General features: G+C 32.2%; 18 protein-coding genes and 1 pseudogene. 6 read left to right on the top strand and 13 right to left on the bottom strand.

Annotation, left to right across the window (positions count from 1 at the left end; translation table 11 throughout):
• Window positions 1-2 precede the first annotated feature (2 nt).
• The 9 genes from ACH6EI_RS24385 to ACH6EI_RS24345 all read right to left on the bottom strand — a co-directional run bounded on the left by ACH6EI_RS24385 (window position 3) and on the right by ACH6EI_RS24345 (window position 6721).
• Complete coding sequence (locus ACH6EI_RS24385) at window positions 3-1346, bottom strand: SIR2 family protein (RefSeq protein WP_397378260.1); 1344 nt, start codon at window positions 1344-1346, stop codon at window positions 3-5.
• A gap of 1261 nt (window positions 1347-2607) precedes the next feature.
• Window positions 2608-2778, bottom strand: a complete 171-nt coding sequence (locus tag ACH6EI_RS24380; protein ID WP_189643565.1) for a hypothetical protein — start codon at window positions 2776-2778, stop codon at window positions 2608-2610.
• Window positions 2779-3097: 319 nt separating this feature from the next.
• On the bottom strand, window positions 3098-3286 hold the full coding sequence (locus ACH6EI_RS24375; protein WP_108674977.1) for an IDEAL domain-containing protein: 189 nt from the start codon (window positions 3284-3286) through the stop codon (window positions 3098-3100).
• A gap of 534 nt (window positions 3287-3820) precedes the next feature.
• Window positions 3821-4390 (bottom strand): hypothetical protein, encoded by a 570-nt coding sequence (locus tag ACH6EI_RS24370; protein ID WP_108674930.1) that lies wholly within the window; start codon window positions 4388-4390, stop codon window positions 3821-3823.
• Window positions 4391-4569: 179 nt separating this feature from the next.
• The gene (locus ACH6EI_RS24365) at window positions 4570-5130 is read right to left on the bottom strand and encodes an SMI1/KNR4 family protein (RefSeq protein ID WP_108674929.1); all 561 of its coding nucleotides are present in this window, start codon (window positions 5128-5130) and stop codon (window positions 4570-4572) included.
• A 34-nt stretch (window positions 5131-5164) separates the two neighbouring features.
• Window positions 5165-5596, bottom strand: coding sequence for a hypothetical protein (locus ACH6EI_RS24360; protein ID WP_048022152.1), 432 nt, complete (start codon window positions 5594-5596; stop codon window positions 5165-5167).
• A gap of 146 nt (window positions 5597-5742) precedes the next feature.
• Window positions 5743-5925, bottom strand: coding sequence for a hypothetical protein (locus tag ACH6EI_RS24355; RefSeq protein WP_397378256.1), 183 nt, complete (start codon window positions 5923-5925; stop codon window positions 5743-5745).
• A 20-nt stretch (window positions 5926-5945) separates the two neighbouring features.
• Window positions 5946-6209 carry a hypothetical protein gene (locus ACH6EI_RS24350; protein ID WP_108674928.1) on the bottom strand — a complete coding sequence of 88 codons (264 nt, stop codon included), beginning with the start codon at window positions 6207-6209 and terminating at the stop codon, window positions 5946-5948.
• Between the two features lie 71 nt (window positions 6210-6280).
• Complete coding sequence (locus tag ACH6EI_RS24345) at window positions 6281-6721, bottom strand: hypothetical protein (protein ID WP_108674927.1); 441 nt, start codon at window positions 6719-6721, stop codon at window positions 6281-6283.
• A gap of 151 nt (window positions 6722-6872) precedes the next feature.
• On the opposite strand from ACH6EI_RS24345, the gene ACH6EI_RS24340 reads away from it, so the two are divergent.
• From ACH6EI_RS24340 to ACH6EI_RS24325, 4 genes are all read left to right on the top strand, one after another.
• Window positions 6873-7436 (top strand): hypothetical protein, encoded by a 564-nt coding sequence (locus tag ACH6EI_RS24340; protein WP_108674926.1) that lies wholly within the window; start codon window positions 6873-6875, stop codon window positions 7434-7436.
• Window positions 7437-7860: 424 nt separating this feature from the next.
• Window positions 7861-8310: a hypothetical protein gene (locus ACH6EI_RS24335; protein WP_108674924.1), complete on the top strand. Its 450-nt coding sequence runs from the start codon at window positions 7861-7863 to the stop codon at window positions 8308-8310.
• 80 nt (window positions 8311-8390) lie between these two features.
• The gene (locus ACH6EI_RS24330; protein ID WP_189643553.1) at window positions 8391-8933 is read left to right on the top strand and encodes an SMI1/KNR4 family protein; all 543 of its coding nucleotides are present in this window, start codon (window positions 8391-8393) and stop codon (window positions 8931-8933) included.
• A 121-nt stretch (window positions 8934-9054) separates the two neighbouring features.
• Entirely contained in the window at window positions 9055-9519 is a 465-nt protein-coding gene (locus ACH6EI_RS24325; RefSeq protein ID WP_108674922.1) for a hypothetical protein, read from the top strand.
• Between the two features lie 111 nt (window positions 9520-9630).
• On the opposite strand, the gene ACH6EI_RS24320 is transcribed toward ACH6EI_RS24325, so the two are convergent.
• From ACH6EI_RS24320 to ACH6EI_RS24305, 4 genes are all read right to left on the bottom strand, one after another.
• The gene (locus tag ACH6EI_RS24320) at window positions 9631-10083 is read right to left on the bottom strand and encodes a DUF4288 domain-containing protein (protein ID WP_108674921.1); all 453 of its coding nucleotides are present in this window, start codon (window positions 10081-10083) and stop codon (window positions 9631-9633) included.
• 117 nt (window positions 10084-10200) lie between these two features.
• The gene (locus tag ACH6EI_RS24315) at window positions 10201-10722 is read right to left on the bottom strand and encodes an ankyrin repeat domain-containing protein (protein ID WP_108674920.1); all 522 of its coding nucleotides are present in this window, start codon (window positions 10720-10722) and stop codon (window positions 10201-10203) included.
• Window positions 10723-11213: 491 nt separating this feature from the next.
• Complete coding sequence (locus ACH6EI_RS24310) at window positions 11214-11882, bottom strand: hypothetical protein (RefSeq protein WP_108674918.1); 669 nt, start codon at window positions 11880-11882, stop codon at window positions 11214-11216.
• A 74-nt stretch (window positions 11883-11956) separates the two neighbouring features.
• The gene (locus tag ACH6EI_RS24305) at window positions 11957-13063 is read right to left on the bottom strand and encodes a tetratricopeptide repeat protein (RefSeq protein WP_189643551.1); all 1107 of its coding nucleotides are present in this window, start codon (window positions 13061-13063) and stop codon (window positions 11957-11959) included.
• 488 nt (window positions 13064-13551) lie between these two features.
• On the opposite strand from ACH6EI_RS24305, the gene ACH6EI_RS24300 reads away from it, so the two are divergent.
• The gene (locus ACH6EI_RS24300; protein ID WP_264134079.1) at window positions 13552-14112 is read left to right on the top strand and encodes an AAA family ATPase; all 561 of its coding nucleotides are present in this window, start codon (window positions 13552-13554) and stop codon (window positions 14110-14112) included.
• A gap of 676 nt (window positions 14113-14788) precedes the next feature.
• Window positions 14789-15370: pseudogene (locus tag ACH6EI_RS24295) on the top strand (reverse transcriptase N-terminal domain-containing protein); the annotation flags it as partial.
• Window positions 15371-15398: the final 28 nt, after the last annotated feature.

Here is a 15398-nt window from a genome sequence, read left to right as displayed (position 1 = left end):
CGTTAATTCTCTTTTGAAAGTTCTTCCCATATCATACGGTACAATTCGTCACGCAAAATCAGCAGATTTTCATGTGATTCTTTATCAAATTCTACCTCATCATCTACACAAACAAACATTAGTTTAAGTAGGTCTTGCGCTTTAAATAAAATATTGTCAGAAAAACAAAGAGCATTTACACCCAAGAAATCTATAGTATCTCTGACTTTCGGTTTTAAATCTTCAAGTAAAATTGATTCTGCTAGATCAGCTGTGCTAGATAGAATGTCATTGTGCAGTTTATCACTAATTTCCTCACTTACTTTTTCATTTACACTCTCATAACTGTCAAAAAGGGGCTTACATGAGATCACTAATTCTTCAGGAACATTTAATTTTAATTCATTCAGATATTTTTTGATTGATTCGAATGACCTTAAGTACAATGGAAGAGGATTTAATGTTCTTATTAAAACCAAGTCAGCTAGTAGCTTATAAATTTGTCCAAATAACTCTTGATGGACTTCTTGTTTTTTATCCTGGCTCTTAATAGAAGAAATTAAATTCGAATTACTTCCAGCTAGATTCGATAAACTGTCTAAAAACAGGTTAATCTGATCATAATTTTCTAACTTGATTCTTTTAACATTATATTTAGAAAAGTCGTCGTCATTTACTGTTACAATATAACTTTTCGCGTGGTAACCATGAAATATTTCATTAATATATTCAAAAAGATTAGTTACATAGGGGTCGCTCATACTAAAACCTATAAAAACGACACAATTATTAATTATTATATTTTTAAACTGTGTAAGTGCAGCATTATCTTTACTGTATAAATTTTCATAATCTTCTTTCAATAAAATACAATTGTCAGCCTCTAAATAATCTCCATGTATCTTATATATATAGGCGTTTTTAGAAGGTAGTTGAGCCACCATATGGGTATTATTGTACGAAAACGAAGATATATCTTCTTCAGTGGCATTCTCAAGTAGTTTATCATAATTAGTTGTAATGATTTTTTTCGAGATACTAAATAACTTTTTATGCTTCTCTAAGAGATGATTCTTACTTTTATCATAGGAGAAAGTATTATGTATTGCATCTCCAATAACTCTTTTTTCATTTTTGATTTGTTCTAAAACATCTAATACTGTCATCTTTCCACTTTTAAGGAGAGTCCGGTATGGCTCGTATCCGGAATCCTCATAAATAAGATTACCTAAGATACCTTCCACAAGTCCTTTCCAATCGGGATAACCAAAGTCCTTAGAAAAACCTGAACCAATAAAGAATACTAAGTTGCCGTTAATCGCTGCATCTATTATAGGATTAGGAACATTTATAGAATTTTTCAACATATTATCCATCCTTGCTTATTAATATATAAATAGAATATCATATGAACTAAATAATTAGGTAAAAATACCAAAAAAATATTTTAGTAGGATGATTTACCTTGAAATTCAGGGCGTTAAACTAGATCATTATACCCTAAATTCAGGACGTGCACTTTGAGAAATATCTTTCCCCGTTAGAGCAAATTTTAGATAGCTAGGCGCAAAAAGAAATTACCAAACCACTCCTGCATGTAACAAGAAGGCGCTTAATGTAGCTAAACACACTAAATACTACAGTCAAAACACTTGTCCCAGCTAATATATAATTATGTATTCTCAAAAACCCTATGATACTAAATTTGCAATTAGTTCTATGAATGAATTGTGTTCAACAAAGTATACGTTTACTGACTTTCCTTTTATATAACAAATCTACCATTTCTATCGTTCTTTTAAGTAAAAAAACAAATTACGAACGTCATTAAAAACTAAAACGCTTTTAATAGTACAATAGGCAGATCAGCAGATAAGGGAGGACTGTTTACAGTAGGCTTTAATTAGAAATATTGGTTTTTCATACTAATCATGCGCTTTTTTTAGAGTAATGGTATCAGAATTTCTAAAAATTGGAGATTAGTTGCGGGTGTGTTAAAAATTTATGCATCAGAACCAAAAATCAGATATTGATGAACGTGTAATTGTACACTGTATAAATGAGGACTACAATCTCTTTTATAGATCAACTAGTGCCAAGAAAGAGCTTAAACATTGAACTTAACGCATAATTAATAATAGATTATTTCATTAGAATTCTATTTTAAGACCATTATACTAGCTTTTAATACTCTTATATGATGTTTATAAATTACAAAAGAATCATTCATGAGGTTTATCTAAAGACACGACTGACGGCTACTGCAGGAATTAGTCCCACAAAATTATTACTATGCTCAATTTCCAGATAAGGTTAGTGGGTGATACGATAACTGCAAATCAACTCACTTCAGAAGTTCGGCAGAAGGTTGCGTTTCCTTGTGTGAATGACGAGAATTTGATGTGAAGAAAAGTATCTAAATATAGAGGATTCTATATTTAAAACAGAAGTAGCAAAAGCAAAGAGTAAAGCGTATAATGCAGAGAGTAAAATTAGATCAACTAAAATAAATTCCAAATTTAAATAATGAAATTTATTTTAATCGGTTCCTATAATTTATCTTATGTAAACTAGAAAAAGAAATAAGGCAAACCTTCCTCATTTCTGAGTTAGGGTTGTAATTTTTATTTATGCATGTAACTGCTGATTAACCAATCTCTTTACTCTCTCATAAGCTTTGACCTCGCCTTGGTAAAAACATGCACTGTTCAAGTCTTCCCTTTTCTCTGCATCCTTTCTCCACGCATCAGATTGTTCTATTAACTTATCAATGTGTTCAATAAACTTCTTTCGTTCCATTTAATCACCTTACTTTATCACAATTGGAAATATTTATACGGAATTTTGATAATTAATATTTCTAGAATTTAGTGAGAATACCTGTTGGAATTTAATATAACCTCCAGGACTTTTAGGAATAAAAGAAATGACCCTTAGTAATGAAAGTAATTTCTTTTATTTTATTGCCTGTTTATGCTCATTTTAATGAGTCATCTTGGTTCTTTTTTGATTTTAGAAATATTACTTATGTTGATTTAAAAAGAAATAAAAAGAAGCCTCAGTCTTTAAAAAAGAAGGCTTCTTTTTAATGAATTTCTTCTATATTACATCGTTTTTATTAAGATACAGATTTAAGTTCTTCTGTTAAACGTAAAAAAGCTTGTTTATCTTTATTCTTTAAAGACTGGTCTATTTCCTTAAGGATCTTACTTCTTTTGAAGTCGTTCATCGTTTGATCCAAAAACAATTCAGCCAGCATTTCATCACGTAAAATTGGACCATTTTCGTTAAACACATTATTTTTCATTAAAAATCAACCCCTTTATCTTTTCTCCTCTTTAAACATTATTCTCCTTTTTGACGTTGTTTATACGAGATTGATAGATAAAGTGAAATAATGAATATATTTACTCCATGTATTGATAATCCTCTTGTTATTTCATACTTATAAACCCTAAAGCGAGCACAAAAACTGTTTTATTTATTTGTTGAAGGAGATCTACAAACTAACTCTTAAGAATATAGGTTCTAACAGTCATGTTTAACAACGGCAAACCATTAGCTTAATCTATTTTCCTATCAGAAACGTTCGTAAAAGTGTATAGTTTTTAGAAGACGTTCGTCATTTATTTTCAAACTTAATTGAACAATGGAAACGATAGATTTTATATCTAAAACAAAAGTCCCTAAACGTATACTTTTACGGACTATGTATTTAATTTTGTTTAAAAAAGTTAATGAATAAAATCAAGGGGTTTCTTTGAGTTGATATTTTTTAACGACACCAATACAAAATTTCTATATCGTATATTTCATAAACTATTCCTCATCACAATATCATTTATCTTCTAATATACAATCCTGATGTATGAGCTATATTTTCTAATTTTGTTATGGTTTGATGATCTTTACAGAAAACCGGGATTGACATATCATAATTACCTATTATTACTGTAGAGATTGATGGAAAGAAAAAATTTGAGAAGCTGCTTGTATCTAACGAGAGTCTAAATAAAAATTCTAAAACTCTCCTATCATTCGTTCGAATAAATTCTCCTTTTATGACCTGCTTTAGTAATAAAATATAACGGTATTCCTTTCTGGGAAGAATTCTTTTATAAGAGGTTACGCTATTATGAAATAGATCCGCACAATGTACGTACACCTCCTGTTTAGCACATAATTCAAAAATTTTATTAAAACAATTTATGTAATTAGTTTCATCAAGCCTATTTTGGTATTTATTAGTTAGCAACTGTTGTGCTTCCTCTTCACTTAAAATTCGATTAAACCGATCTAGAGCGCCTTTTACAAAGAATTTATCTATAAGTGTGATATCATTAAAGTGAATGTCTCCATATAATTGTTTTAGGGAAGAAATTTCATTTTCCGTTAAAGTAACTATCTTCATACTAACCCTCTCCTTTTCCCATATTTCATCATTTTCACACTACATAAAAGCAGTTGCCTTAATACTAATTTTCGATATAAAAAAGGCCCTTCAATTGAAGGCCTTTTCTACTTGCTAAAGTAAAGCATCCTATTTTGGGTAAAACATGTAGTTTATAAAAAGATGGTTTAGTTTAATCATTATTTGCGACTGTAACTACTTTTTAATTGTTTTGGATTTAATAGGGACACACGAAATAATTGCTTTAGAAAATTATCGAAAGTGTCTGCTATTTTGATATACTCCCATTCTGTAGTATCGTCTGTTGAAGCTGAGTAGTTTTCTGCAATATACATTACAGCAGGATCTTGTGATCTATTACGATAATCCAACACGACCCAATAGTGAAAATCCGTCCATAAAACCACAAATTCACCGGTGAGTTTAACTTCCTTTAATAGTTCTTTGGAAGACAAGATACTTATATCATCATTTTCGAAATGTATAGGATCAATTGAACTAATGCTTGCTCTTCCTCCGTAAGGAATACTTTCTACATCACCATCAGGTAACATAAAGTATGGGTAGTTTAATCCCCCACCATTTCTTATTTTCAGTAAATCCAATAATGAACTAGGTAACTTAACACCTAAAATAACTTCAGCTTGCTTTATAATTTCATCATTTATCGGATAATCTATACGCTTATATTCGCTATCGTCGCTCCAAAAACTATCTCCCTGATAAAATTCTTTTTTCAAAACTTCACCTTCTTTAATTTAATGTTCCGAAGCTTCATACTCTTGCTTCTGATATACTTTCTAGACTATCTGTAATCCCCTTAATTAATCCTTCTAGTTTATATATAAAATCATCAATTTGGTTTAATTCAGTAACAAGATAAAAATTCACGCGTGTTCTATCTGGAATATCTAGCTTATTATCAAGTACAAACTCGACTCCGATATGCCCTTGATTGTTAAAATGAAAGAATCTAACTTGTACATAGTGAGCAGCACTTTCCTTATCTTCCCCTTGAATCCATTGATATTCTTTTCGTTTTAAGTTTGAAAATAAGATTAGATTATCTTTCAACTGTTTAAGATCTTCAATAGTGGTGTGAAAATAAATATTTGCTTTGCAATGGGGAGAAGTGACAATCATATTTAATTCAAGTAGGGTTTCATCTTCCCAAGTTTTCTTTAATTTAACTTTATACTCAGACATAAAGTATCTCCTTTATTCTTAGCTATTTTTAGACTCACCTTAGCGCTTCACTATCAGCTCTACGCTCCTACAATAAATATTGCATGATTACACCTCATATTTAACGTAAAAATAGTTATCGGAAATGAAAACCCAAGGCTATTATATTACACCGCCTTGGATTTTCTTCTTGTATAAATCTCGATAGCAGCTATGCTAAATGCAACCCCAAAAGCAGTAGAGAATGCCGTTAGGAAATCAGCCTGAGACTTAAATAATATATTAATAATTAAATTACCTCCAAAAAAGACTAGAAAATATAACAAGAATTTTATAGCACCTTTTTTCAAAATCTGTACCTTCTTTCGCTTTATGTGTTGAGTAATTGTTTTAATTCCTTTTTCAAGCTTTTATAATGCCAATTAATATGATCAAGCTCGACCTCTATTTTAATTAATTGATCTATTAGCTTCTCATGGTCTAGTGAAGAACTAAGAGTATCTGTAATCAATCGATCAAGTTTATTACTACTTTCGTAAATATCGTTTAAATCAACTGCTAATTCAACATATTCCTCGTTTGAATCGAGTAAGGAAAGCTCCTTTATGAGTTCATCTACAATAGTTGGGTTCATTCTATCTCCTCCCCTTTAATCAGGGTATATTCTAGGTACTTCGAGCCTTTATAAAATGTTATTGAAGATGGTTAGAAATCTAAAATGGAATCAATGTTTTCGGCATATTCATCAACTAGTTGAGACCCTTTCTCTTCAGCTTCTTCCTCCTCTAATTCCCTATCTTCCAACCACTGTTGATAATGACAAAGTTCATGAGCAATGCTGTCTAACATCGCATACAAGGCATCTATTTTTCCTCTTTCTCTAATCAAGTCTTTATAATCCCCAGTAGCAATACGGATATATGGTTCAACATCTTTTTCGTAGGGAGCAAAGAAAGTGGCTGTTACCAACTCCTTTGTCGTTCGGTTCTTAATTTGAACATCTTTTTTTAGGTAAATAACAACTCGGATAGGAAACCCCATTTGCGTTCTTAACCATCTGCAAAAGTTAATGCACACTATTCTTACTTCTGGGTCTACGCCAGGCTCACTCCTTAATCTTAAGCCTGCTCTAGGATAGTCATTCATGCTTATTTCCTCGCATTCAATCTTTTAGTGGCATTATTAGTTTAGTAGAATGATTGAGTTCCATAAATTTCTTCATTTGTCATATTATCGACTCATTTTACCATACATCATGTATAATAAAGGAACTTAATAATAGAAAGTCGGGAACGAATTGAAAAAATTTCTTCTTTATATGTTATATTTCTCTCTTATTTATGATGTGGTTCATCTAGTATATAGGACTATAGCAAAATATAGCGTTGAGAACCTCGCTTATGACGCCTCTTTAGTAATAAGAGATTTAATTGTCATTTTGATTATCTTTAAGATCACTCGTCCTAAGAAAAAGCGAACAAAGTTTAAGCACTTTCACAATGCAGCTATTATTGCTGAAATGGAAAAAGAATACGAAAAAGCACTTGAGATTAGGAATGAAGGTCTAAAGCTTTCAACCTTAAATAACGAAGAACTCGCAAGTCTATATGCTGGAAATGGAGGAACATACCTTTATTTGAAGGATTATAACAATGCTACCCTTTGTTTTGATAAAGCTTTTGAACTTGTTCAAGAAGAGAAATTCCCATATGATGAACAATTTACAGAAGTTATTGAGAGCTATGTAAAAGCCAATAGAAAAGAGGATGCTCTTAAGTTAGTGGAAAGTTTGTTACAACGGCAATCTTATCATAAGAAATTTAGAAAATTAGAACCCATAAGAGAGAAATTATTGACATAATACAATCAATCTTATGTGAAATACATGGTCACGACTGGGATGACCAAATGTACAAATTCAATCTTGGTTATAAAACCTTATATTTAAAAATGTTTAATGGAGTGTACTTATATTGTTCATCTTAATTAGAAACTCTTTGATATTAGTTATTGTTTTTTATTTATCCATTTATGTCCTACCTGAAGTTTTACATGTTAATGAAACAGTTTCAAAAGACTTAACTGTAGCAGTTGTTGGAACTTGGCTTGTTAGATCTAATAATAGATGGTTACTTAATATGGCCTCTATACTTTTAGGGTTTTTAGGTCTTGGTCTTAGTTTTATAATTTTCGAATCATTTTTTCTGTAAATACTATCTAGTTCAGGATAGTACATGTGTAAAAGCTGGACTTTTATAAAGTGATTTTGAATAAGGAGTTATTTAATGAAAAGCCATTTAGATGGAATTGTTGTAGAAGGAGAAAGGGTAGGCATTTTTCTTTTAGGCATGTCTGAAGAAGTTTTGCTAGAAAGTCTGGTGCAACCATATAAAAGTGAAAAAAGACACGATTGTACAGTTTATCTAACTAAACACATGTCCTTTTTTATAGATGAACAAACAAAAAAAGTAAATCAAATCTGCATGTTTAAAGGATTTAAAGGTAAGTTTTTAACTCAATATGGAGTAGGAAGCGATTTGTTAGAGGTGGACCCTAACCCAGAAAACTGGCATGTAGATTGGGAAGCAAGTTGTTATGAATCAGTAAAATACAAAGGAATTATATTTGGATTAGAAGAAGACGCGATAATGAATGAAGTAGAGACAAATAAAAATTTTCCTATTGGATGGATATGTATTACCCCCCTCCCGAAGTATGAGGAACACGAAGAATAGGGGAATTATTGGAATAGCTAATAAATACTACAATCATGATCAATGGAATGAATATGGTGTTGTTTGAGGAGGACAAGAGGTTGATTGGTATTAAATCTAACTCTAGAAAGTTTAATCATAAAGATATGGAGAGAGTAGAAAAAAAGGTAGGTGCATCGTTTCCAGAGGAGTATGTGAATTTTCTAAGGAAATATAATGGTGGGGAAGTAGAAGATAATATAGTTGAACTTCCATTCGAAGAAATAGAATCCTTTATCCTATCTTCCTTCTTTGGTACAAGAGTAGAAGACATAAGTGATATTTTATCTTGTTATGCTATATTCGAGAATAGAATACCTAAAGGTTGTGTTCCAATTGGCCGCGATGTTGGTGGGAATATTGTATGTCTAAACTTGAATACAGAAAAATATGGAGCTATTTTCTTATGGGATCACGACATAGAGTTAGATTTTGATGAGAATCAAATGGATATCCAGGATCTATATTACGTTGCATCTTCTTTTAATGAGTTTTTAAATATGATTAAGGAATATAATCCTGAAGAAGATGATTTGGATGGATACGAGGTTGAGGAAGTTTGGATAGATCCCGATTTCCTAAAAGAATTAAAAGATAACGAGTAATTTATTAGTGCTTCTTTAAGGGTTAGCTTTTTTTATAGGTTTTACATGGTAGAGAAATCTTAGCAAGATTATCATAAAGAAAATGAAGTTTCCTATTATCCCTTAATTAGGTGGTGAGATTTTGTTTAACAAATTTAAACTTTTGTTTACAGCTAAGCAACAGGACGAAGCATCTGATAGATACGTTGAAGTACCAGCAAATGAAATAAATGAAGACTTAAAAAGTCATATAATCGCGTTAGAAAAGTTAGGCGGAAAATATAGTGAGGCTATTGAAAAGGAATACACAAGTAAATTTGAGTGCAACGGAAAGAAGAATTTAAAAATATGGGTTTGTAGAGACATTGATGGAGACCAGTTACCAGATTTAACTTCTAATCATTGCCTAGAAGGCGAGTATCGTTCTCAAGTTTCTATAAACTTCGATGGTTTCACAAATGAAGAGGATGCATATGTGTACTATATACAGTTGTGGTATTACTTTAGTGGAGGCCGTAAAGGTATAGGAACTCTATACGATTTATCAAAATATGACCTAGAAGCAAATATTAAAGAGCAGTTAGAAGTAATACTCAGAGAAGTATAACATTGTATGAGGAAGAAGAAGCGTCCATTTTAAACGCTTCTTTTTGTTGTCTAGAACAGCGACTAAGTATTCCAGGCCCATATATGATATATAGATTTTTAGTATTAATACTCAGTTAAAATCTCGGTTTCTTAAGATGAAGTTTCTTTTTATCTGTTCTTCCTCACCTTCAACAACTTCTGGGTAATATCTAGTTAGAAAATCAGAGAATTTTTCTCCCTTAGAAGTATGTACAAACCTAGAATATACTTCTGTTCCACTTGCTAGCTCTTCGTCTTCAAATAGCTCGAAAGCATCTAAACTTTCTATGTATTTAAACTCTACAAGTTGATCATAAACATTTGTATAACTATCCTCATGTCCCTTTGCTTCTTGTTCTGCAAGTTCGTAAGCTTGATCGAACGACTGGGCTTTAATTAATAAAATACTTTCTTCAAATATTTGATGTTCATTATAATTTGTGTCAATTTTCTCTGGAGTGGGCTTTCCACTAACTATGTGTTTATAAAGAACCTTTACTCCATACCATTTCCATACTAGGGTTTCTCCCTTGTGTGTTTGCATGTAACTACTCCATTCTGAAAAAACATAAAAAGAACAATAGCTAGGTTTAAGCGTAATTAAAAGGGAGACCTATTTTAATCTAAAAAGTCCAAAAACAGATTGAAGAAACTTAATTATCTAATAAGTGTCCGAATTCCCTAGAAGATTAGCAATTTCCTTATTACCATACTCTTTCGCATAAAACATAGCCGTTTTTCCATCATCATCTTTTGTGTCTTTATTTACTCCGTTTTTTAATAATAGTTCAACAGCTTCTTTGTGATTGTAACAACAAGCAATAATTAAAGGTGTTGTACCATCATTGCTCTTGACTTCAATATTTGCTCCATTTTCAATTAACCATTCAATAATTTCTATATAACCTTCCCCTGCAGCTATATACAATGGTGTAAATCCCTCTTCATCTTTTAAATGAATGTTAGAGCCTTCTGATATTAGGAACCTAATAAGATCTAAATGACTTTCTTGTGTGGCCCAATGAAGCATCGTATACCCACCTTGATCTCTTGTATTAATGTCTATTCCGAAATCCAACAGTTTCTTTATCTTTCCTAAATCACCGTAAGCAGCGTACTTAAATATCTTTTCTGTTCCTTTTTCCTGGTTTTTAGCTATTTTCTTTTTTAATCTCTTGTTCATTTTTAATCCCCTGATTTAATAGTTATTATCTTAAATAGAAAATCTCTCTTCGATCTATTACGGATAAGTGTGATCTCACTAGCTAAATTTGAATAAGTTCTTATTAAAATAAGTCAATTATTGAAAATATAATCCCTACTACAATTGAGAGTGTAAAGATTAATTTCCATTTAACCTTCTTTTCTAACCGATAGACATCCAGTTTTTCTAATACAAACGACACGAGCCACATTATAACGATTGATTCAATAAATTCATCTATAAAATTAAAAATAAAATCCATTTGTTCTCACTTTCTTATTTTTAAATATTTACCATTTATTTAAACTATTTATATGTAAACGTTGAAACAAATTTATTCTTGTACTTAATACTCTGTTAACGAAAAAAGAATGTTGCATATACTGTTTTGGTGCTATTTTATTGGGCTTGTATTTATTAACCCCAGAATAAGAAACACCCTGAAAGACACTAAACTCAACCTCTTCATCTTAATCTATTAATTGGTCATTAATTTGTACTACTCTTGAGTCTTCTGGGAAGGTTGAGCACACTTTTTGTATGGATGAATATCTATCCTCGTTTGAAAACAAGAAAAACCCTGCTCCATCATGGAAAATAGTTATGAATGTAGTATCTTCTTCCGTTTTAAAAATAGGGATAGATACGTTTTTCCATCTGCCCCATTCCTTAACTCTCTTGAGCTCAAATCTTATATTTTCAGAGTAAGAAAGTGAATAAAATTGGTTCATATTAGCAAGGTAAAAGGTATGTTCTAATGCTAAGGATAATATACGCGCGTCTTTAATTAGTAAAGTAAAGCGTCGAGGGTGATAGGTAACCCGTTTAAAAAATGTATAGTAGGCCTGTTTTTCCTCTAATAATTCATACCTATATTCTATACCTAATTGATTAAATTCCTCTTCAAACTCCTCTGCCATCATATCATCACAAAGGAATGTAAGATATAAAGGATACCTATCCTGCTTAATTAAGAAATCGCATAAGAATTCCCTTTGTTCATCCCTATCGTCAACGCTTTCCATTGTTTCAGATATAAAGTAAACAGAATCAATAGGTCCTTCCAATTGAACATAGTGCCCCACCATTTCATCAAACTCCGCATTTAACTGCTCTTGTTGAATCCAAATCTCACTCATATAAAACCTCCTTTACATATAAAAGAACCTGCAACAGTAATTTTTCCTATTTGACCTCAAAGATTTGCTGCATCTTATATAGAAAAATAGTTAGGGTTTGTATTTGTATGTCTAAAACAGCCATACAAATAACATCTGGTTTCTACTTCAGGCTTATAATCTATAATAGGGGCTTTGCCTTTATAAACTTCTCTAATTGCATTTTTAATGAAAGCAATCTCTTCTATTGTTACTTCTTCATATTCTTCTTTAAAATCTTCTTCCTCATCTGGATCTTGAATGACTTCTTTCATCTCTTTTTCTTTTCTTCGGATAGTCTTAGAGGCAAGTTCCTCAATTTCTTTTGTTTTTGAAAGCTTCCACAAAGAATAAAAATAAGCCGGAAGAAATTCTTCTGAATAAAAATCCCAATCTAACTTAGAGTAGATGTTAACAAACTCCTCATAATCTCCCAGAATATAATATATCTCTGCTATACTCGACTCTAATTCCTCTTCCTCTCTTTCGCTCAACATAAGTAATTCTTTTGCAACTTCTCTTGCTTCTGATCCCCTTCCTAGTTGTGCTAGACAAATTCCATAGCTAAGTAACGGAAACAAACTATAGTTGTTACAGGATCGTAGTGGGTGCGCTTTATGAAAACACTCAGCAGCTTCAGGTAACATTCCTTTTTGGTAGTAACATAACCCAAGATTATTTAGATTTTCTAGTGAAGGTGTTAAGTGGATACCTTCTTTTAATACATTTATCGCTTCTTCATACTTATCTTTTTTTATGTACATCTCACCCATTAAGTTATAGATAAAATAATGCTCAGGTTTATTTTTCAATAAATCTTCCACTATATCAAATGCTTCTTTATCTGCCATTTCCCATGTATAAGACATGGATTCTTCTTCTGCCTCTTTTTCAAAACCTTGTGTTTCTTTAGTATTACTCGTAGTCTCTATAATTGGTTTTCCTTCTGTAAAATAAAAATAGGCTAAATTATAAAGGGTTTGAACAGAAGGTTTAATTTTAGCAGCAGTTTGTAGTTGGAAAAATGCTTCTTCATATTCATTTGTCTCCATAAGCACTATAGCAAGCTCATTTCTTAGCTTTACGTTGTGAGGCTCCTGTTCAACTTGCTCCTGCATTTGAAGCGCAATCTTTTCAAAATCTATTCCATCATACTTTCTCATATTCATACTCCTTCTAAACATTAAACTCAATTTCATCTGTAGGCTTAGTAAAGCCCTTTATGTAAAAAAAATAAAAAGCAACCTCGACAATTGGCAAGCGAGGTTGCTTTTTACAGCTAATATTTGTCATGAGGTAGAAATATTAGTAAATAAATAATAACACATTTTTCTATAAAGACTACATTTTTCCGATTGAGCATATGTATAAAACGTGCACTTTTTATACATCATTTCTTCAATCACCTGTAAGGAAAATAGTTGTTATATCAAGGATGTATAAAAAGCTGCATAAAGAAGAAACAAGGCCTCATCGAGAACCCTACTCCCATAAGGGTTCTTTTTTTTTGTGTGTTCCGGAAAGAGTGATTATGTTAACTAGATTTGTATACGATATTCAAAGCTAAAATATAGAAAAAATGATATTATATAGTTATATATTCCAAGCTATAATTATAAAAACCATTTAGGATATGTTAGGGAGAGTGAATATGAAATTTGTTCTTATATTTGGACCTCAAGCAGTTGGTAAAATGACTGTTGGACAAGAATTAGCCAAGATCACTGATTTAAAATTGTTTCATAACCATATGACTATAGATTTGGTCGGACACTTTTTTGATTATGGAACAGAAGAGGGAAAAAGATTAGTAAGTTTGTTTCGTCAGGAGATATTCGAAGAAGTATCAAAAAGTAGTCTACCTGGTATGATTTTCACGTATGTTTGGGCATTTGATTTAAAAGATGATTGGGACTACGTTAACCAAGTTTCTCAACTTTTCGAGTCTAGAGGAGGAACTGTCTATTTTGTAGAGCTTGAAGCCAATTTAGACAAAAGGCTTGAAAGAAATAAAACTCCTAATAGGCTGGAACACAAACCTTCTAAACGCGATATTGAATGGTCAGAGAATGACTTAAAGCAATCAATGGAGGAGTATAGATTGAATTCCTTCAATGGTGAAATAAAACATCCAAACTACATTAAGATAGATAATACAGATTTAAGTGCAAAAGAAGTAGCAAAAATCATTAGTGAACAGTTTCATTTTTGATTTAAGAATTACATAGAAAAAAGAGCTTGGATTAATAAGTTCAAGCTCTTTTTGTGCCGAGAATCTGGATTATGGTGCGACAAGAAGTCGCTTTCTTACAGTGTAGCTAACGCTACTCATCTAGACGCAAAGACGATCTCCATCCGAAACGGCATTCTTGGTAACGAGTCTGTCGGTTGCATGAGGAAATGCGGAAACAGAGGACAAATGCATGGTCCAGAACACTGCTAGGAGAAGATAGGTATGGTAAACGAAAGTGAAGGTTTGTAAGCTTCGTCAAGGTTAACTCAAGATAATGCATAAGTCTCGCTTGGGTCTTGGTAAGAGGAAAAGTAGAATCATAATGCTACTCTAATGCGTCCCGCATCTTACCCGGAGTAAAGAATCTGCCTACCCCTATCGTATCTGTAAAAAGTGGAACTTGGTAAGCCCTATGTTATCTGCGTAAGCAGTAGGATGACTGCAAAGTCAAACGATGTGGCAGAGGGTATGGGATATGAGAAAAAGCGAAAGCCGTTATCTCGAAAGAGAACAGGAAAGCAGGAATACTGTATAACTGGACGGATACTGTTGTCTTTATGGACAATGACAGGCTCGAAAGAGCGCCCACTTCTCATTGGTCTTCAACACGAAAATAAATTTGTGGCTATCTTCTAACGAAAAGGAGCGTGCTCTTATGAATACCTCTCTACGAGCGTCGGCGCACGTCTCGCATAAAGATTGGTACTCTATTGATTGGAGTATTATACAAAAATATGTAATGAAGTTACGACAAAGAATTTATCGTGCCGAACAACAAAAACAACGAAGAAAAGTAAGGAAACTTCAACGTTTACTCCTCCGGAGTAAAGCAAATCTACTGCTTTCTATTCGCAGAGTAACACAACAAAACAACGGTAAGCGTACACCTGGTGTAGATGGCTACATGGTCTCAAAATCAAATGAACGTATAAAATTTTATCAACAGCTAGTTAAATACAATGTCTTTCGACATCGTCCAAAGCCAGCCAAAAGAACATTTATCCCTAAGAAAAACGGAAAGCTAAGACCTTTGGGCATTCCGACAATGCGAGATCGAGTCTATCAAAACGTAGTAAAAAACGCACTCGAACCTCAATGGGAGGTTAAGTTTGAGCCTACTTCCTACGGTTTTCGTCCTAAACGAAGCACACATGATGCGATAAGCAACCTTTTTAATAAGCTTAACACCAACAGCAAGAAAAAGTGGGTGTTTGAGGGAGACTTTCTAGGATGCTTTGGTGCGTGACGTTAATCTGAAATTTCAA

Source organism: Priestia sp. JSM ZJ58 (genome assembly GCF_044383985.1).
GTDB classification, from domain to species: Bacteria; Bacillota; Bacilli; order Bacillales; family Bacillaceae_H; genus Priestia; species Priestia zanthoxyli.
The sequence above is the reverse complement of the archived record's forward strand: the minus strand, read 5'-3'. Positions and strand labels throughout refer to the sequence as shown.